This is a genomic window from Mesorhizobium sp. LEGMi-168a, assembly GCF_058312955.1.
The window spans coordinates 83,132-100,069 of record NZ_JBZEGV010000019.1 but is presented as its reverse complement, the minus strand read 5'-3'; the positions used below and the strand labels follow the sequence as shown (position 1 = coordinate 100,069).

Here is a 16,938-nt window from a genome sequence, read left to right as displayed (position 1 = left end):
TGCCAAATTCGGGCAACCAGGGCCAAGACCACGCAAAAAGAAGGTCGGCGAACGGAGGATGAGCGCGCATGAAGACATGGGACGCGATCGTCATCGGCGGTGGCCACAACGGGCTGGTCAACGCCTGCTACCTGCAACGCGCCGGGCTCGACGTACTGGTGGTGGAGAAGAACGACTGGGTTGGCGGCGCCGCCACCAGCCGCGAGATGACGCCGGGCTTCCTCTACTCCAACTGCTCTTATGTCTGCTCGCTGTTCCGGCCCGAGATCATGCGCGATTTGGAGCTGCCGCGCTTCGGCCTGCAGGTGATCTCCTACGAGGGGGGCGCGGTGTTCACACGCGACGGCGACTATCTCGCCAACTACCGCGACCACGACGCGCATCGCCGCGAGTTCGCCCGCTTTTCCAAGCGCGACGCCGAAGCCTACGACCGCTATTCGCGCGACGTCACCAGGCAATGCCGCTTCATCCAGCCGCTTTTGATGCGCACCGCGCCCGACCCGACCAGCCTCAAGCCGCGCGACCTTGGCGAGCTGCTCTATCTCGGCAAGAAGTTCGCCGGCCTCACAGCCGACGAGATGGCGCTGACCTTGCGCTTCTGGACGATGTCGATCTCCGACTTCCTCGACGAATATTTCGAGACCGACGTCATCAAGGCGAACTTCGCGCTCTCCGGCATCATCGGCACGGCACTCGGCCCGATGTCGCCAGGCACCGCCTATGTCCTGCTCCACCACTATATGGGTGAGGTCGACGGCTCGGTCGGCGCCTGGGGTTATGCGCGCGGCGGCATGGGCGCCGTCACCAAGGCGCTGGCCGCATCCTTCAAGGCCTCCGGCGGCGCGATCCGCACCGGCGCCGAGGTCGACCATGTGCTGATCAAAAACGGTAAGGCCAAAGGCGTGGTGCTGGCCGGCGGCGAAGAGGTCTACGGCAAGCTCGTCGTCTCCAACGCCGACGTCAAGCGCACCTTCCTGAAACTGGTCGAGGGAAAGGAACTGCCAGACATCTTCCTGCGCCGAGTCCGCAATTTCAAGATCCGCGGCTCGTCCGGCAAGGTCAACATCGCGCTCGATGCGCTGCCCGAATTCCCGGCCTTGCCCAAGGATTCGCCGGTCTATCGCGCCGACATGCATTTCACCGATTCCATCGAGCGCATGGAGCGCGCCTACGACGACTGGAAGGCCGGACGCTGGTCGGCCGACCCTTTCCTCGACATGGTGATCCCGACCACGCTCGACCCGACCATGGCGCCGCCCGGCAAACACTTCATGAGCTGCTTCGTGCAATACGCGCCGCCCAAGATAGATGGCCGCGACTGGACGGACGCCGACCGCGACGGCTTCGCCGAAAGCGTGATTGCGCAGATCGCCGACTACTCGCCCGGCTTCCGCGACCGCATCGTCCATATGGAGGTGCGCACGCCGCGCGAGATCGAGGCCGAGGTCGGCCTCACCGAAGGCAACATCTTTCAGGGCGAGCTGACCTTCGACCAGCTGCTCTTCAACCGTCCGGTGCCGGGCTACGCGCAATACCGCTCGCCGGTCGGCGGCCTCTATATGTGCGGCTCCTCCGCCCATCCGGGCGGCGGCGTCATGGGCGCGCCCGGACGCAACGCCGCTGCCGAGATCCTGCGCGATCTCGCCAAGCCAACCCTGCATATGAGCCCGGCCCATGACGTCATCTGATCTGCACTGGGATGCCATCGTCATCGGCGGCGGCCACAACGGCCTTGTCGCCGCCGCCACGCTGGCGAAGTCGGGCCGCAAGGTGCTGCTGCTCGAGGCCGGCAACGATGTCGGCGGCGCGGCGCGCACCGAGGAATTCGCGCCGGGCTTTCGCGTCTCCGCGGTCGCCCATCTGCTCAACCGCTTGCATCCCGATGTGGTGAGGACGCTGGAGCTGGAGCGCCACGGGCTGAACATCGAGCGCGGCGATTTCGTGCCCTCGGTCGCGCTGTCGAAGGACGGTCCGCTGGTGCTGCACGGCGCCTATGGCGAGGCGCTGACCGGCGCCAGTCCTTCGGAACAGTCCGCCTGGAAGGCGCTGCGCGCGCAGCTGCTGCGCTATGCGGGCGTGTTGAATCCTTTCCTGTCGCGCCGGCCGCCGGACCTTGCCGGCATGTCGCTGGCCGAGATGACCGGGCTCGGCCAGACCGCGCTGGGGCTGAAGAAGCTCGGCAAGGAAGACATGCGCGACTTCCTGCGCGTGCTCCTGATGAATGTCTACGACCTGCTCGACGAGCAGCTTTCCGACGACCGGCTGAAGGGCCTGCTCGCCTTCGACGCGACGCTCGGCTCGCATCTCGGTCCGCGCTCGCCGACCTCGCTGCTCGGTCTCTACTACCGGCTGGCCGGCGAGATCGGCGGCCTCGCCGGCGCGCAGATGCAGCCCAAAGGCGGCATGGGCGCCGTTGTCGCGGCCATCCGCGCCGCGGCCGAGAAGGCAGGCGTCTCAATCCGTCCGGCATCGCCGGTCGCCAAGGTCATCGTCGAGAGAGGTCGCGCCGTCGGCGTCGTCACGCAGGGCGGCGAAACATTGCGGGCAAAAACCGTCGTCTCCGCCATCAATCCGGCGACCACGATCCTCGATCTCGTCGGGCCGCGCGAGGTCGATACCGGCTTCGTGCGCAAGGTGAAGAACATCCGCATGAAGGGCGATGCGGCAAAGCTCCATCTGGCGCTCGACCGGCCGCCGCAATTCGCGGGCGTCGATGCCCCCGGCCACAAGGGAAGGCTCGTCATCGCCCCTTCGCCCGACCATGTCGAGCGCGCCTTCAACCCGTCGAAATATGGCGAGTTCTCGTCCGAGCCGGTGATGGAGATCACGCTGCCCAGCCTCGTCGACGCCTCGTTCGCGCCGTCCGGCGCCTGCGTGCTGTCGGCCGTGGTGCAATACGCGCCCTATGCGCTGAGAGAGGGCTGGACCGCCGGCAAGCCGCAATTCCTCAAGGCGATCATGGCGCAGCTTGAGACCTACGCGCCCGGCATCGGCGCGACAGCCCGCCACGCCGAGCTTTTGACTCCGGCCGACATCGAAACGCGCTACCGCATGCCCGGCGGCCATTGGCACCATGGCGAGCTGCAGGCCGACCAGATGCTGATGTCGCGGCCGATCTCCGGCTGGTCGGGCTACGACACGCCGCTCGAAGGGCTGTTCCTTGCCGGCGCCGGCTCGCATCCGGGCGGCGGCATCTCCGGCGCGCCCGGCCTCAACGCCGCGCGCCGCATCATCGCGATGAGGGCGTGAGGATGATCCTTCAAATCGCCAACGCCGCGCTCTACGGCGCCCCCCTCTGCCCTGCCGGGCATCTCCCCCACAAGGGGGGAGATCAGCGGTTTGCCTTGTCGGCTCCCTTCTTGCGGCGTCGGAGATTGGCGAAATCGTCGATCACCGCCAATCTCCCCCCAAGTGGGGGAGATGTCCGGCAGGACAGAGGGGGGCGCGAAGGAACGCCGTCATGAACCATCATCCCACCATCAAACCGTCAACCAACCGCGCCCTCGCCCAAGCCCACTTCCGCACGCTTCGGCCAGGCACGCCCTTCCAGCCGCGCATCGACGCGCTGGCGCTGACAAACGACTGGTACAACTGGGCCGGCTACCGCGCGCCGCATTCGCTGTGGGACGAGGAGCTGGAATATTTCGCCATCCGCAGCCAGGCGGCGCTGTTCGACATCTCGCCGATGACGAAATACCGGATCGAAGGTCCCGACGCCGAGGCCTGTCTCGACCGCGTCACTTTGCGCGACGTGACCAAGCTGAAGCCCGGCCGCGTCCACTACACCGCCTGGTGCGACGACGAAGGTTTCGTCCTCGATGACGGCACGCTGTTCCGGCTGTCGCCGACGCGCTTTCGGCTATGCTCGCAGGAGCGGCATCTGCCCTGGCTGCTCGACAGCGCCATTGGCTACGAGGTCAGCGTCGAGGAAGAGACCGAGGCCGTCGCCGGGCTGGCGCTGCAAGGCCCGACCTCCTTCGCCATCCTGCGCGATGCGGGCTTTGCCAACGTCGAGCGGCTGAAGATCTTCGACCTCGCCGAATTCGCGCATGACGGCGGAACCGTCACCATCTCGCGCACCGGCTTCACCGGCGATCTCGGCTACGAGCTGTTCGTGACGGCGGACAAGGCGCTGAGCCTGTGGGATCGGCTGATGGCTGCGGGCGAGCTGCGCGGCATCCGCGCCATCGGCTACACAGCGCTGAACCGAGCCCGGCTGGAAGCCGGCCTGATCGTCGCCAATGCCGACTTCACCACATCCGAGCAAGCCATCCGAGCCGACCGCCTGCGCATGCCGGACGAGATCGGCCTCGGCTTCATGGTCGATCCGGACAAGGGGCACTTCAACGGCCGCCGCGCCATCCTCGAGGCACGCGCCAGGCGCAAACTGCGCCACGTGCTGGTCGGGCTGGAGATCGAAGGCAACATTCCGGCCGAGCACGCCATCGTCTACTATCGCAAAAGCCAGGAGGTCGGGCTGGTCAGCGCGGCGATGTGGTCGCCCATGGCCAAGCGCAACATCGCCATCGCCTCGTTGCAGCGGCCCTATGGCGATACGATCGTCGACGGCCTCTGGGTCGAGATCTACGCCATGCGGGAGTTGCAGTACCAGAAGCTGATGAAGCGGGCGAAGGTGGTGCCGCGACCCTTCATCAAGCTCGACCGCCGCACCGCCAACCCGCCGGCGGATTTTTGAGATGGCAAGCGAAGCCGAGGACCTGGACGCGAAGGCCGAAGCCGCCGAGCAGTGGCAGCTGATCAACACGCCGCTCGGCGAGATGTGGTCGGGCCGCACCCGCTACGCGGCGGCGATGTATTTCTTCAAGCGCGGCGAGATGAACGCCGAGACGCTCGAGGTCTACCGCATCTGCGCGCGGCTCGACGCGGAAAATCCCTTGCCGATCATCCGCGACCGCGGCATCGGCAAGGAATGGCTGAAGCGCATCGGTGTCTAGGCCCGCGCCTCGTCATTCTAGGGCGGAGCAAGGAGCGAAGCGACGCGGCGCAGACCCTAGAATCCATGCCGTGACTTCAAGGCGTTGCCGCGGTCCAGAATTCTGCTCTGCCGCATCCTTCGACCAAGGTCACGGAATGGATCCTAGGGTCTCCGCGACGGAGCTGCGCTCCTGCTTCGCCCTAGGATGACGACGTTGGGGAGCGTTCTGGCACCCAATCCCGAACGCCCGGGATTGTCCTTCATCCAAGCGGTCTAGCCTATGGTGCGCTCCAGTACGCTCAACCAGTTCCTGTAAGCGATCTTCTCGATCAGCGCGCGCCCGAACCCGCGCGCGGCGAGCGCATCGACGAGCTTGGGCAGGCCGGCGACGTCACCGATGACGGCCGGGATCATGGCGCCGTCGAAATCGGAGCCCAGTCCGACGCCGTCCTCGCCCAACGCCTGCAAGAGCGAATCGATGTGGCGCACCATGATGTCGAGGCCGGTGTCGGCATTCATGCGGCCGTCCTCGCGCAGGAAGCCGGTGGCGAAGTTCAAGCCCACCATGCCGCCCGACTCGCGGATCGCGCCGAGCTGCCAGTCGGTCAGGTTGCGCGAATGGCCGCAGATCGCGTGGACGTTGGAATGGGTCGCGACCAGCGGCGCATCGCTGAGCGCGGCGACATCGCGAAATCCCTTCTCGTTGAGATGCGAGAGGTCGATCATGATCCTGAGCTGATTGCAGGCCTTGACCAGCGCCTTGCCGGCGTCGGTGAGGCCGGGCCCGGTGTCCGGCGACGAGGGAAAGCGGAACGGCACGCCATTGCCGAAGGCGTTGGGCCGGCTCCAGACGATGCCCAGCGAACGCAGGCCGGCGGCATGGAGCACGTCGAGCATGGCAAGCTCGGGGTCGATCGCCTCGACGCCTTCGATGTGGAAGACCGCCGCGATCGAACCTTTCGCCATCGCCTCGCGCACATCGCCGGCGCTGCGGCAGACGGTCAGCGCGCCGGCGCGCTCCAGCCTGAACAGGATCGAGGCCATGCCGATGGTCGACGTGATCGCCTCGGCGCGCGGCAGTTCCGGCGGCAAGGGTTCGTTGTCGCTCGGTGCCGGCGGCACGGCGCTGCGTTTGGTCTTCTCGATCGGCGGCGGGAAGATCGCGAACATGCCGCCGGCAAAACCGCCCTTCTTGGCGCGCGGCAGGTCGATATGGCCGCCCGGCGTACCCTCGATGAACAGCTTTTCGACGTCCGCTTCCTTCGACTGGTAAAGCCGAAGCAGCGTGTCGTTGTGGCCGTCGAAAACGGGGATCAGGTCGGGTTCGGTCATCAGGCCATTCGCTTTTGAGGTGGCAGATCGGGGGGCGGGAGAATCCGCGGCTGATCTGTCTACTTAGGCAAGATGGCCGACCTGCGCAAATGCCAGACGCGTGTTCGCGCTTGTGGCTGGGTCGTTGGGCACCCCTTCTCCCCCTGTGGGAGAAGGTGGATCGGCGCGCAGCGCCGAGACGGTTGAGGGGTGCTCCAGCGGAGTGAGATGTCGGCTTTCCCTGGAACACCCCTCATCCGGCCGCTTCGCGGCCACCTTCTCCCACAGGGGGAGAAGGTAGATGCTACCGCTTCAGCACGTCCGCCCATTCCGGGTGGCGGCGGAACTGGGCATTGGCGAAGGGGCAGAGCGGGATGATCGTCTTGCCGGCCGCGCGCGCGTCCTCGACCGCGCGGGTGACGAGCCGAAGCCCGACGCCCTGGCCGCGGAAGACGTCCGGCACCTCGGTGTGATCGATGATGAGCTGGTGCTCGCCGATCTTGGTGAAGGTCATCTCGGCCTCGGCGCCGCCGGGACCGCGCAGCACGTAGCGCCCCTTGGAGCCGTGGTCTTCCAGTTCGATCTCGGGCAGTTGGTCAGCCATTGTTCTTGTCTCCTTCGCCGGCAGATGCCAGCGCAAAAAGCCGCCGCGCCGCTTCGATTTCATTCGGCCGCACCTCGTGCCCGCCGTCGTGCCATTCCACAGTGACATCGGCGCCGTGGGCGCGCAAATAGGCTTCCAGCCGCGACGTCAGGTTCGGCGGGCAGATCGGATCGCGCCTGCCGGCCGTGATCAGGATGCGGCGGCCGGCAAGGCTGCCCTGCACTTCCGGCTCGAACGGGATGAGCGGATGCATGAGCGCCGTGGCATTGAAGAGGGTCGGCTCCGCAAATACCACCGAGGCCAGGATATTGGCGCCGTTGGAATAGCCGAACCCGAACACCGCCGAGGGCTTTGCCGTTTCGACATGCGCCTTGACGAAGCCGGCCATCTTGGCGGTCGCGCGCGCGAGATCGCCCATGTCGTAGACGCCCTCGCCGGTGCGGCGGAAGAAGCGGGCAGCGCCATGTTCAGACACGTCGCCGCGCGGCGAGATGATCGTCGCTGAAGGCAGAAGCTCGCGACCGAAGGACAGGAGCTGGTTCTCGTCCGCTCCGGTTCCGTGGAAGACGAAGAGCAGCGGGCTGCTGCCCGGCGAACCGGGCAACACTTTGTGGATGTAAGCTTCCTTGCTCATGGCTTCAGTCTTCCAGTTTCTGCAAATGCTGTTCGAGATAGGGTCTCAGATGCTGATGCTGCGTCGGCAGCTTCAGCGCCTCACCGAGATGCGCTGTGTCTTCGTCGCGGTTAAAGCCCGGCTCGTTGGTGGACACCTCGAACAGCACACCGCCCGGCGTGCGGAAATAGATCGCCCAGAAGTAATCGCGATCGATCACCGGCGTCACGCCGTAGCCTGTGTCGACCAGCGCCTTGCGCACCTCGAGCTGTTTGGCGCGATCCTCGACCGCGAAGGCGACGTGGTGAACCGAGCCGGCGCCGAGATTGGCAAAGCCGGCGGTGGGCAGCGACTCGATATCGACGACATCTGCGCCATTGCCGTTCTTGATCGCCAGCCGGCGGACATTGCCGGATTTGTCGACCTCCTCATAGCCCATGAACTTCAACAGCTCCTCGGTGGCGCCGCCGTCCTTCAGCCTGAGCGCGACCGAATGAAAGCCACGGATCGCTTCATCGCCTGGAACCCCGCCCTTCACCCACGGCGCGCGTTTGTCGGCCTTGTCTTCGACAAGAGCAAAACTATCGCCGTCGGGACCAGTGAAGGTAAGCCGCTTCTCGCCAAAACTTGTCGAGCGGGCAACACCGCCCACGCCCTCATCGGCGAAGCGCTTCTCCCAATAGCCAAGCGTGCCCTCGGGCACGGAAAAGACCGTGGTGCCGACCTCGCCGACGCCATGCCGGCCCTTGCCGATGTCGGGGAACGGGAAATAGGTCATCACCGAGCCGGGCGTGCCGAACTCATCGGCGTAGTAGAGGTGATAGACGTCAGGCGCGTCGAAATTGACGGTCTTCTTGACCCGGCGCAGGCCGAGCTTCTTGGTGAAGAATTCATTGTTGCGGCGCGCATCGCTCGCCATCGAGGTGACGTGATGCAGGCCGTTGATCTGATTGAGCATGATGTTGCTCCTTCCCTATCCTTGTTGCGGCCCTCGCCGCTGTCCACGCCAATATGAGGATAGCCCCGACGATGGCAAAGCGGCCAAACATAGAATGGACTGTATCATAAAAGTGAACGACATATGGTTTATGTTCACGAATTGACGAACTGTCTCGGCTTGCAACGCATGGGAATTTCGGCTCCATGAGCGGCGCGCCTTCTTGAGGAGAAGATCTTGAGCAATCGAACCGGCCGCCCGAACATTCTCCTCATCACTTGCGACCAATGGCGTGGCGATTGCCTGTCGGCGGCCGGCCATCCGGTGGTGAAAACGCCGAACGCCGACGCGCTGGCCGCCGAGGGTGTGCTGTTCCGGCGCCACTTTGGCGGGGCCGCACCCTGCTCTCCGGCGCGGGCCTGCCTCTATACCGGCCTCTACCAGATGAACAACCGCGTCTGCCGCAACGGCTCGCCGCTCGATGCCCGCCATGGCAACATCGCGCTTTCGGCGCGCGCGGCGGGCTACGACCCGACGCTGTTCGGCTACACCGATGTCGCGCCCGATCCGCGCCAGCTCTCGGCCGGCGATCCGCGGCTGCGGAGCTATGAAGGCGTGCTGCCCGGCTTCACCGTGCGGCAGGCGCTGCCCGAGCATCAGAAGCAGTGGCTGTCCTGGCTGCAAGCGCAAGGCATCGACGCCAGCGTGGGCAGCCCTGACATCCATCGTCCGGCAAACGGGCAAGGCAAGGTCGATGTGACCACCGCGCCGCCCGTCTATTCGAAAGACCAGACGCCGACCGCGTTTCTCGCTGGCGAGTTCATCCGCTGGCTTGGCGAGCAGGAGCAAGCCGCGCCGTGGTTCGCGCACATCTCCTTCATCAGCCCGCACCCGCCTTTCATCGTGCCGGAGCCCTACAACACCGATCCGGCCGACGGCCCCGCTTTCCGGCGCGCAGCAAACTGGCAGGCCGAGGCCGAAAGCCATCCCTATCTCGCTTACGATCTCGGCCTGCAGAAGCGGACAAAATTCGTTCCGGGCATCGAGGGCAAGGTGCCGGACTGGAGCGAGGAAAACTTCCGTCGCATCCGCGCGATCTATTACGGCATGATCGCCGAGCTCGACGCCCAGCTCGGCCGCATCTGGCAGGCGCTGAAGGCGGCGGGCGCCTGGGACGACACCGCGATCGTGCTCACCTCCGACCATGCCGAGATGATGGGCGACCATTTCATGCTTGGCAAAGGCGGCTTCTTCGACGCCAGCTACCACATTCCGCTGATCATTCGCGATCCGCGCAGGAGCGCGGCAGCCGGCGCATCGGTTGACCGCTTTACCGAAGCCGTCGATATCTTTCCAACCTTGATCGACCTGATCGGCGCCGCACCGGCACCACATCTCGACGGCAGATCGCTGGCGCCCTGGCTCGACGGTGACCAGCCAGGCGACTGGCGCGACGCCGCGCATTGGGAGTTCGATTTCCGCTCGGTCGCCGAAGGCGAAGCCGAGCGGCATTTCGGCATCGGCTCGCGCGATTGCAACCTGGCCGTCCTCCGCACGGAGGACTTCAAATATGTCCATTTCGGCGGCGGCCTGCCGCCGCTGCTGTTCGATCTCACGAAGGATCCTGGTGAGCTGAGAAACGTCGCGCACGACCTTGCCTATGTGCCGGTGCGACTGGAATTCGCCGAAAAGATGCTCGCCTGGCGCGCCAGGCATCTCGACCAGTCACTGGCGTTGGCGGAGCTGACGGAGGATGGCGTGGTCGGCCACGTGGCCAGGCGAGTAGAGGAGTAGGGGATGAAGCGCCGCGGCGGCACTCGTCAATCCATACTCCCTTACTGCCCTACTCCCCTATTCCCTTACTTCAGAATCATCCGCTGCTGGTCGCGCTTCTCGGCATAGGTGCCTTTGTCATAGGCCGCCTGCGCCTGCAGCTGTTCCTTGGTGAAGTTGGTGTAGAGATACTTCTTGCCGTCCTTGTCGGTCATGAACTTTAGCTTGTCCATGCCAACCGCCACTTCCTTGGCGCCGATGCCGAGGAAGCCGCCAACGTCGACGATCACGGCGTCCGGCTTGTTGTCCTTCAGCACGACATCGCCGATTGTGCCGATCTTGGCGTCGTTGGCGCCATAGACGGTGGCGCCCTTCAGATCGTCGCCCCGGATATTGTCCATCGGCATTTCGGTCAGCGTCGATTTGTCGATCGAAGCTGTCTGCGTCGTGTCGGTGGCGGACGTGCCGGAGTCCGCAGGCTTGGTCTCGGTGGTCGCCTGCGCAGTTTGGGCTGGCTTAGCCTCCTTGCCGGCCGCGGTGTCGGACGACGCCACAGCGGGCATTGTGGTAGGTGGCGTCTCGTTCGACGCAGCAGTGCTTGTCGAGGCCGGCGCCGGATCGTAAGCCTTGCGGTTAAAGTCCGGTTGAGCCTGCAGCTCCTCCTTGGTGGTCTCGGCCACCAGCCAGCGATCGCCGTTCTTTTCCGCCCACTTTGCCTTGGCGAAGTCATAGGTGACGCTCTTTTCACCGATGCCAAGGAAACCGCCGACGCCAATGACGAGCGACTCTGCCTTGCCGTCCTTGGCAAGCACGATGTCGTTCACGTCGCCGATCCTCTGGGCATCGTCGGCGGTGCCATTGTAGACAGACTCGCCCATGATGTTGGTGGCGAGATTGCCTTCCGCCTTCTTCACAAGTTCAGCCGGCTGAGCGGGCGCCTGCGCCGTTCCAGTGGTTGCAGGCTGAGTAGCATCCGCCGGTAGCGCCGGAGCTGGATCGTATGGTTTGCGATCGAACGCAGGCTGCGCATTCAGCTCGTCCTTGGTCGTCTTGGCCACCAGCCAGCGGTCGCCGTTCTTCTCGGCCCATTCCATCTTGCCGTAGTCGAAGGCAACGTCCTTCGTGCCGACGCCAAGGAACCCGCCGACGCCGATGATTGCCGACTTGGCCTTGCCGCTTGCGTCGAAGACGATGTCGTCGATCTTGCCGATATCCTGGGCGTCATTTGCGGTGCCGTTATAGACGGATTCGCCGATGATGTTGGTCATCAGGGCGCCATCCGAGCGGATCACTGGCGCGGGGTTTTCGGCGGCAGGCGGCTGTGCCGGCGTTGCCGTCTGGGCGAAGGCCCCGGTTGCAACCAGCGTTGCAAGCGCGGTCGTCGCAAAAAGAGTGCGGATCATGATCGTTTCTCCTCCTGCCAGATTTCGTGCACGCCGCATCCGCGACCGGCCTCTTCGAGAGCAGGTCGGGCGCGGCCCTATTCCACAGCTTCACAACGTCGTGAGCGGGGGGATGTTCCAACCGCGTGGACGGTGCTCAACCAGCGATTGCCGCCGCGCGCGGAACCTTTCCGCGGCCCTTCCGTTTCAGCCTGCGGCTGGGGCTCGTTTCCAGCCCAAGAATGGAAGAGACGGAGCGGGACATGCGGTTTGCTGCGGTGCTGAACAAGGACGGCGGCACGCTGCGCACGACCGATGTTTCAGCCTTTGCCGACCGCCTGCGCCAAACGCTGGAAGCGGCAGGCCATTCGGTTGAGGTCGACATCGTTGCCGGCTACGAAATCGCCGCTGCCTTGGAAAGGGCCGTAGCGAAGCGGAGCGTCGACGTCGTGATCGCCGGAGGCGGCGACGGCACGATTTCTACGGCGGCATCTCTTCTCATGAACAAGAAAAAGGCCTTGGCCATACTGCCGGCCGGCACGATGAATCTCTTCGCGCGCGGCCTTGGCATCCCGCAGACGCTGGATGCGGCGCTGAAATCCTTCGCCGAGGGTGAGGTGACGACCGTCGACATGGCAAGCGCCAACGGCCAACCTTTCGTGCATCAGTTTTCGATCGGCATGCATGTCAGCATGGTTCAGCTTCGAGAGAGCATGAATTTTGGGTCACGGCTGGGAAAGATGCAGGCTTCCGTTCGCGCCGGATGGGCAACGATCAAGAGCCCGCACACCCTCAAGGTGACCTTGACCATCGGCAAGGCCGAGATCGTCACTCGCACCACCGGCATCGGTATCAGCAACAACCTGTTCGGCGAGGGCCATCTGCCCTACGCGGACAATCCGGCCGGGGGTGTGCTTGGCATCTATGTCAGCGTCGCCCGTCGACGTCACCATCTGGTGAAACTGCTCCTCGCGATGTTGCGCGGCCGGCTGCGCGATAGCGAACATGTCGAAATCCATCAAGCCGACAAGGCCGTCCTGAAGATCCATTCGCCGACGAAGAAGTTCAGCGCGGTCATGGATGGCGAGCTGGTCAGGCTGGACCGTGAGACGGTGATCGAGATTCATCCCCGCGCGTTGAATGTATTGGTTCCGGCAAGCCAGGCGCAGGCAAAGGCGGCGTGATGCAGCGCTCAGCCGCCTTGCGCGGGTCTCTGCCCAGTTGCCGGCTCAGTCGTCGGCGCCTGAGGCACCGTCTGTTCACTGGTCGTCTGGCTCTTGATCATCTCGCCATAGATCTCGACGGCGGCCCAGGCAATGAAGGCCAGCAACAGCCCGGCAATGAGGATCCTGAGCGCGTGCCAGCCCCAATGCCCTGGCGGGCTTTGTCTTCAGGAACGATCTTGGTCATATTGGCCTCCGTGTTGCGTGGCGGCGGGCGCTTCGGTCACGGCATGGTCGGGTAACGGGCCCTTTCCGCGAAGGCGAATGCGACGGCGAGGTTCGCAACGATCAGGCTTGTCGCGGGGCGTTGCGCATGGGGGATAGGTGGGTAGCAAGGCAGCCAAGTTGACGGCCGATGTCAGCAGCTTCGTCGAGGATGCGGACCGGCCTGCCTACGGCTTTTCGTCGGAATCCGGATCCTCGGGCCCAGGCTTCACATTCTCGCGGTAGATGGCGTAAGCGACGAGCGCAGCCACGGGCGCCAGAACGGCACCCAGGCCCCCCTTGCTCTTCGCTAGCGCCGGAAGCAGCGCAAGCGCCGCGGTGACGCCGACCGCCGTCATGTCGGCCTTGCGCCGGCGCGCCCGGCGCCGCGCGCGCCTGCCGGTGGTCAGCTTGTGGATCACGAGGATGAGCCCGGCGATCACCAGGAAGCCGATGCCAAAGCCGAGGCTGGTCGCCAATGGCCCGTAGCGCGCCGCCAGCCAGATATAGGCCGCACCGACGAGGAAGCCGACGCCGGACAGGGCGAAAATACCGGCAAGCCCATAGAGGATTGCCGTCGTCCGCGTTCTTTGCAACGCGGCCATTGCCTCGCCGGAAGCAAGGGCCGAAATCAGCGAAACCAGCGTCCCCATCTGCGGGCTAGCGGCGCGAAAGAAGCGCGAACAGGAAGCCGACGCCCGCCGCGATCGCCAGCGACGTCACCGGCCTTTCGCGAACGCTGGCTATGAGCTGTGCTTCGATATCCTGAGCACCGCCGCGCACGCTTTCGAACGCGGCCTCGCCCTGGGCGCGCAACTGCTCGACGCCTTCGCTGGCCGCGCGGCGCGCCGCTCCGTAACCATGCTCGCCGGTTTTGGCGAGGTGCTTGGTGAGTTTCTCGATATCGGCCTTCAACTGCTGGATGTCGGCCTCGAGATCGGCCGTGGTGGGTGCATCTGTCGCGGATTTGCCTGCGGCGGTCGCCATCGTCTAACTCCTTGCGTTTGCTTCGGTTTCAACGCCCGATCGGTGCCAAGGTTCCGATCCTCCGGGCTCAACTTCCTTCAGATCAGCGGCCTGCGTTCCTCACTCAGGCCTTCCCGGCGTGAGGTCCCGCCCTTGTTAACGGCGAGCTCTCGTTCTTGGCGCTGCTGACGAACAAAAGCTCCTGCTTTTCGAACGCGCGAAAGGTCGGCAAAGGCCGAAACGGACACTTGTCGCAGGGAGTGTTGGCGGGTGTTAGAGCATGCGCTCTGGCTGGACATTTCGACCCCTCTTCGAAATCCCTGCCCCGATCGGGCGGATAGAAACGCTCCACGCGCATCGAGGTTCCGCGATCACGAATCTGCACTCCCGGTCATGTCTTTTTTAAATGACATACCGGCAAATACCGCGCATGAGTGCTGGCGATTGTAGGAGTCGCCGCCACGTGCCCCCATTGCCAGACGGCCCATTGCTAGAGGGACTGCGTATCCTGGTCCTGGAAGACGAATCCCTGATCGCAATGGATGTCGAGCAGCTGTGCCGCGACCACGGCGCGGCCGACGTCGCGATCGTCCGCGATCTGGCCGAAATCGACCGGCGGGATGAGCTGTCACGGTTTGACGCCGCCATCGTCGACCTGATGCTTGGCGGCATCTCGACGCTCGACTTCGCCGCACGATTGCGCAACGCCGGCGTTCCGTTCGTCTTTGCCTCCGGTTATTCCGACTCGGAAGAGATCGAGGGCTCCTTTCCGGAAATCCGGCTGGTCGCAAAACCGTACTCGGGAGACGATCTGATCGAGGCCGTGGCGCTCGCCTGCGGGCGCGCGAAAGCGGCTTGACGACGTCGCAGCTAGAGCAATTCCAGGAAAAGTGTGAAACGGTTTTCCGTCCGGAATTGCGTCAAAACAAAGAAGTAGAGCGGTTCGCCGTTTCCGTGAGACGGTGAATTGCTCTAGAGCAATTTTCAGGAAAAGTGCCTAACCGTTTTCTGTCCGGAATTGCGTAAAGACAAATAGTCGGGTGCAGTTCAAACGCCGAACTGCTCCAAGATCCCGAATGGCGGAGTCAGGCCGCGTTTGAGCCGGTCACCTGCGCCGAAATCGCATCAGGGCCGTATTCGTCCTCGCCGGAAATCTTGAGGATATCCTGCAGCCTGGCGCGCGCCCGGCTGACCCGGCTCTTGATCGTGCCGACCGCGCAGCCGCAAATCTCGGCCGCCTCTTCGTAGGAGAAGCCGGACGCGCCGATCAGGATGATGGCTTCGCGCTGATCCTCGGGCAGCTGCTCCAGCGCGCCGCGAAAATCCTTGAGGTCGAGCTGGCCATGCTGGGCCGGGTGAACGGCGAGCCTGGCGGTCATGATGCCGTCGCTGTCCTGCACCTCGCGGCCGCGCTTGCGCATCTGCGAATAGAATTCGTTGCGCAGGATGGTGAACAGCCAGGCCTTGAGATTGGTGCCCGGCTGGAAGCTCTCATGCTTGTCCCACGCCTTGACCAGGGTTTCCTGGACGAGGTCATCGGCCTTGTCGGCATTCTGCGTCAGCGACACCGCAAAGGCGCGCAGGCTCGGTATCGCACCGAGCAGCTCGGTCTTGAAGCTCTGGGAGACCGCCGCCATGCCTCAATCCTTTTTCTCGGCGGGTTCGGCCTTTTCCAGTTGGCTGAGCAACTGAGCGAATCGATCCGGCACCTGATCGGAGACCAGCTCGTCGTAATATTGTTTGAGTTTGCGGGCGATTTCGGAGTTCGGTCCGAGCGGATTGCCACCCCCATTCCGGTGCCTGGCCGCGGCGCCAGTCGTTGAATTCTTTGACATTTCTTTCATACTTGCCCTAGTTCCAGCACTCGAACCGCTCTAAACCACAGATCACAACCCAAGCGGCCCCTCGTCTGGTTGCCCATCCCGAAGTCGCGAAACGCCCATTTCCTAATTTAGTTCCATGCGCGGCGGAACTTTTTCAGAAAGCCGACGTTGGTTTATCGGGGTTTGCAACCCGTTTGGCCTGTGGAATGAAACAACGTCATCTGAGGGAGACGTCAGATATGAGTCTATCCGCAACCATCGCTCCTCACCTGCCGTTCCTTCGCCGTTTCTCGCGCGCCGTCTCGGGATCGCAGGAAAGCGGTGACGCGTTGGTCGCCGCCATGCTGGAGGCCATCATCGCCGACACCGAAGTCTTCCCCAAGGCATCGAGCGACCGGATCGCATTGTACAAGGTTTTTGCCAGACTCTTCACCTCGATTGCCATCCGCGTGCCGCAAGAGAATGCGCAGACCGCTTGGGAACAGCGGGCAGCCGCCAATCTGAATGCGATCGCGCCGCGGCCGCGGCAGGCGTTCCTGCTGGTCGCCGTGGAAGGCTTCAGCGAGGACGAGGCGGCGGAAATCCTCGATGCCGACGAACAGGAATTCTCCGAATTGCTTGCCCAGGCAAGCAGCGAGATTTCCCGTCAGGTCGCGACCGATGTGCTGATCATCGAGGACGAGCCGCTGATTGCCATGGACATCGAAGAGATGGTCGAAAGCCTTGGCCACCGCGTTGTCGGCACCGCGCGCACCCACGCCGAAGCGGTGGCCATGTTCGGCAAGACACGTCCGAAAATGGTCCTGGCCGACATCCAGCTCGCCGACGGCAGCTCGGGCATCGAGGCCGTGAACGAGATCCTGTCCTCGACGCCGGTGCCGGTGATCTTCATCACCGCCTTCCCCGAACGCCTGCTGACCGGCGAGCGCCCGGAACCGGCGTTTCTGGTGACCAAGCCGTTCAATCCCGATATGGTCAAGGCTCTGATCAGCCAGGCGCTCTTCTTCGACCGCCAGGCAAAGGCCGCGGCCTGACCGCACCAATGTCCGACGACCGAGGTTTCATGCGAGGCTCCGCCCGGCATGGAGCCGTGCCGAGCTCGATCCGTGAAAGCGCTTCAGGGGGATCGTCTTTTTCCGCAAATGGTGGAACAAACGGCATCCAGC

At 64.2% G+C, this 16,938-nt stretch carries 17 protein-coding genes; 8 read left to right on the top strand and 9 right to left on the bottom strand.

The genetic code is table 11. The annotated features are described in order from the left end of the window. Positions 1 to 68: 68 nt before the first annotated feature. The 4 genes from AC4FWB_RS22940 to AC4FWB_RS22925 all read left to right on the top strand — a co-directional run bounded on the left by AC4FWB_RS22940 (position 69) and on the right by AC4FWB_RS22925 (position 4,955). A complete protein-coding gene (locus AC4FWB_RS22940) occupies positions 69 to 1,688 on the top strand; it encodes a phytoene desaturase family protein (protein ID WP_491028511.1) in 1,620 nt (539 codons plus the stop codon). Then, entirely contained in the window at positions 1,675 to 3,249 is a 1,575-nt protein-coding gene (locus tag AC4FWB_RS22935; protein ID WP_491028510.1) for a phytoene desaturase family protein, read from the top strand. Before AC4FWB_RS22940 ends, AC4FWB_RS22935 begins: the two co-directional genes overlap by 14 nt. Before the next feature lie 211 nt (positions 3,250 to 3,460). Next, the gene (locus tag AC4FWB_RS22930) at positions 3,461 to 4,696 is read left to right on the top strand and encodes an aminomethyl transferase family protein (protein ID WP_491028509.1); all 1,236 of its coding nucleotides are present in this window, start codon (positions 3,461 to 3,463) and stop codon (positions 4,694 to 4,696) included. A gap of 1 nt (position 4,697) precedes the next feature. After that, positions 4,698 to 4,955, top strand: a complete 258-nt coding sequence (locus tag AC4FWB_RS22925; RefSeq protein ID WP_491028508.1) for a hypothetical protein — start codon at positions 4,698 to 4,700, stop codon at positions 4,953 to 4,955. 254 nt (positions 4,956 to 5,209) lie between these two features. Here AC4FWB_RS22925 and AC4FWB_RS22920 read toward each other — a convergent pair whose 3' ends face one another. The 4 genes from AC4FWB_RS22920 to AC4FWB_RS22905 form a co-directional block, all read right to left on the bottom strand. Next, on the bottom strand, positions 5,210 to 6,268 hold the full coding sequence (locus AC4FWB_RS22920; protein WP_491028507.1) for a dipeptidase: 1,059 nt from the start codon (positions 6,266 to 6,268) through the stop codon (positions 5,210 to 5,212). 283 nt (positions 6,269 to 6,551) lie between these two features. After that, the gene (locus AC4FWB_RS22915; protein ID WP_491028506.1) at positions 6,552 to 6,851 is read right to left on the bottom strand and encodes a GNAT family N-acetyltransferase; all 300 of its coding nucleotides are present in this window, start codon (positions 6,849 to 6,851) and stop codon (positions 6,552 to 6,554) included. Then, positions 6,844 to 7,485, bottom strand: coding sequence for an alpha/beta hydrolase (locus tag AC4FWB_RS22910; protein WP_491028505.1), 642 nt, complete (start codon positions 7,483 to 7,485; stop codon positions 6,844 to 6,846). The genes AC4FWB_RS22915 and AC4FWB_RS22910 overlap by 8 nt, the downstream gene beginning before the upstream one ends. A 4-nt stretch (positions 7,486 to 7,489) precedes the next feature. After that, positions 7,490 to 8,422 (bottom strand): VOC family protein, encoded by a 933-nt coding sequence (locus AC4FWB_RS22905; RefSeq protein ID WP_491028504.1) that lies wholly within the window; start codon positions 8,420 to 8,422, stop codon positions 7,490 to 7,492. A 216-nt stretch (positions 8,423 to 8,638) separates the two neighbouring features. Here AC4FWB_RS22905 and AC4FWB_RS22900 point away from each other — a divergent pair, with 216 nt between their 5' ends. After that, entirely contained in the window at positions 8,639 to 10,195 is a 1,557-nt protein-coding gene (locus AC4FWB_RS22900) for an alkaline phosphatase family protein (protein ID WP_491028503.1), read from the top strand. A 65-nt stretch (positions 10,196 to 10,260) separates the two neighbouring features. Here the strand turns inward: AC4FWB_RS22900 and AC4FWB_RS22895 are convergent, their stop codons facing one another. After that, positions 10,261 to 11,577: a PRC-barrel domain-containing protein gene (locus AC4FWB_RS22895; RefSeq protein ID WP_491028502.1), complete on the bottom strand. Its 1,317-nt coding sequence runs from the start codon at positions 11,575 to 11,577 to the stop codon at positions 10,261 to 10,263. A gap of 242 nt (positions 11,578 to 11,819) precedes the next feature. Between AC4FWB_RS22895 and AC4FWB_RS22890 the strand changes: the two genes are divergently transcribed. Beyond that, positions 11,820 to 12,740 carry a diacylglycerol/lipid kinase family protein gene (locus AC4FWB_RS22890; protein WP_491028501.1) on the top strand — a complete coding sequence of 307 codons (921 nt, stop codon included), beginning with the start codon at positions 11,820 to 11,822 and terminating at the stop codon, positions 12,738 to 12,740. A gap of 431 nt (positions 12,741 to 13,171) precedes the next feature. Here AC4FWB_RS22890 and AC4FWB_RS22885 read toward each other — a convergent pair whose 3' ends face one another. Next, complete coding sequence (locus AC4FWB_RS22885; protein ID WP_491028500.1) at positions 13,172 to 13,636, bottom strand: phage holin family protein; 465 nt, start codon at positions 13,634 to 13,636, stop codon at positions 13,172 to 13,174. A 7-nt stretch (positions 13,637 to 13,643) separates the two neighbouring features. After that, on the bottom strand, positions 13,644 to 13,970 hold the full coding sequence (locus AC4FWB_RS22880; RefSeq protein WP_320303389.1) for an ElaB/YgaM/YqjD family protein: 327 nt from the start codon (positions 13,968 to 13,970) through the stop codon (positions 13,644 to 13,646). 409 nt (positions 13,971 to 14,379) lie between these two features. Between AC4FWB_RS22880 and AC4FWB_RS22875 the strand changes: the two genes are divergently transcribed. Then, on the top strand, positions 14,380 to 14,808 hold the full coding sequence (locus AC4FWB_RS22875; RefSeq protein ID WP_491028499.1) for a response regulator: 429 nt from the start codon (positions 14,380 to 14,382) through the stop codon (positions 14,806 to 14,808). A 226-nt stretch (positions 14,809 to 15,034) separates the two neighbouring features. Here AC4FWB_RS22875 and AC4FWB_RS22870 read toward each other — a convergent pair whose 3' ends face one another. Together AC4FWB_RS22870 and AC4FWB_RS22865 are read right to left on the bottom strand one after the other, a co-directional pair. Continuing rightward, a complete protein-coding gene (locus AC4FWB_RS22870) occupies positions 15,035 to 15,586 on the bottom strand; it encodes an RNA polymerase sigma factor (protein WP_040973662.1) in 552 nt (183 codons plus the stop codon). Between the two features lie 3 nt (positions 15,587 to 15,589). Continuing rightward, positions 15,590 to 15,793, bottom strand: a complete 204-nt coding sequence (locus AC4FWB_RS22865; RefSeq protein ID WP_491028498.1) for a NepR family anti-sigma factor — start codon at positions 15,791 to 15,793, stop codon at positions 15,590 to 15,592. Positions 15,794 to 16,011: 218 nt separating this feature from the next. Between AC4FWB_RS22865 and AC4FWB_RS22860 the strand changes: the two genes are divergently transcribed. Continuing rightward, the gene (locus AC4FWB_RS22860) at positions 16,012 to 16,806 is read left to right on the top strand and encodes a response regulator (RefSeq protein WP_059188045.1); all 795 of its coding nucleotides are present in this window, start codon (positions 16,012 to 16,014) and stop codon (positions 16,804 to 16,806) included. Positions 16,807 to 16,938: the final 132 nt, after the last annotated feature.

Coding starts and splice junctions, on each gene's coding strand:
- AC4FWB_RS22940 (WP_491028511.1), top strand. CDS start 69: ATGAAGACATGGGACGCGATCGTCATCGGCGGTGGCCACAACGGGCTG.
- AC4FWB_RS22935 (WP_491028510.1), top strand. CDS start 1,675: ATGACGTCATCTGATCTGCACTGGGATGCCATCGTCATCGGCGGCGGC.
- AC4FWB_RS22930 (WP_491028509.1), top strand. CDS start 3,461: ATGAACCATCATCCCACCATCAAACCGTCAACCAACCGCGCCCTCGCC.
- AC4FWB_RS22925 (WP_491028508.1), top strand. CDS start 4,698: ATGGCAAGCGAAGCCGAGGACCTGGACGCGAAGGCCGAAGCCGCCGAG.
- AC4FWB_RS22920 (WP_491028507.1), bottom strand. CDS start 6,268: ATGACCGAACCCGACCTGATCCCCGTTTTCGACGGCCACAACGACACG.
- AC4FWB_RS22915 (WP_491028506.1), bottom strand. CDS start 6,851: ATGGCTGACCAACTGCCCGAGATCGAACTGGAAGACCACGGCTCCAAG.
- AC4FWB_RS22910 (WP_491028505.1), bottom strand. CDS start 7,485: ATGAGCAAGGAAGCTTACATCCACAAAGTGTTGCCCGGTTCGCCGGGC.
- AC4FWB_RS22905 (WP_491028504.1), bottom strand. CDS start 8,422: ATGCTCAATCAGATCAACGGCCTGCATCACGTCACCTCGATGGCGAGC.
- AC4FWB_RS22895 (WP_491028502.1), bottom strand. CDS start 11,577: ATGATCCGCACTCTTTTTGCGACGACCGCGCTTGCAACGCTGGTTGCA.
- AC4FWB_RS22890 (WP_491028501.1), top strand. CDS start 11,820: ATGCGGTTTGCTGCGGTGCTGAACAAGGACGGCGGCACGCTGCGCACG.
- AC4FWB_RS22885 (WP_491028500.1), bottom strand. CDS start 13,636: ATGGGGACGCTGGTTTCGCTGATTTCGGCCCTTGCTTCCGGCGAGGCA.
- AC4FWB_RS22880 (WP_320303389.1), bottom strand. CDS start 13,970: ATGGCGACCGCCGCAGGCAAATCCGCGACAGATGCACCCACCACGGCC.
- AC4FWB_RS22875 (WP_491028499.1), top strand. CDS start 14,380: ATGAGTGCTGGCGATTGTAGGAGTCGCCGCCACGTGCCCCCATTGCCA.
- AC4FWB_RS22870 (WP_040973662.1), bottom strand. CDS start 15,586: ATGGCGGCGGTCTCCCAGAGCTTCAAGACCGAGCTGCTCGGTGCGATA.
- AC4FWB_RS22865 (WP_491028498.1), bottom strand. CDS start 15,793: ATGAAAGAAATGTCAAAGAATTCAACGACTGGCGCCGCGGCCAGGCAC.
- AC4FWB_RS22860 (WP_059188045.1), top strand. CDS start 16,012: ATGAGTCTATCCGCAACCATCGCTCCTCACCTGCCGTTCCTTCGCCGT.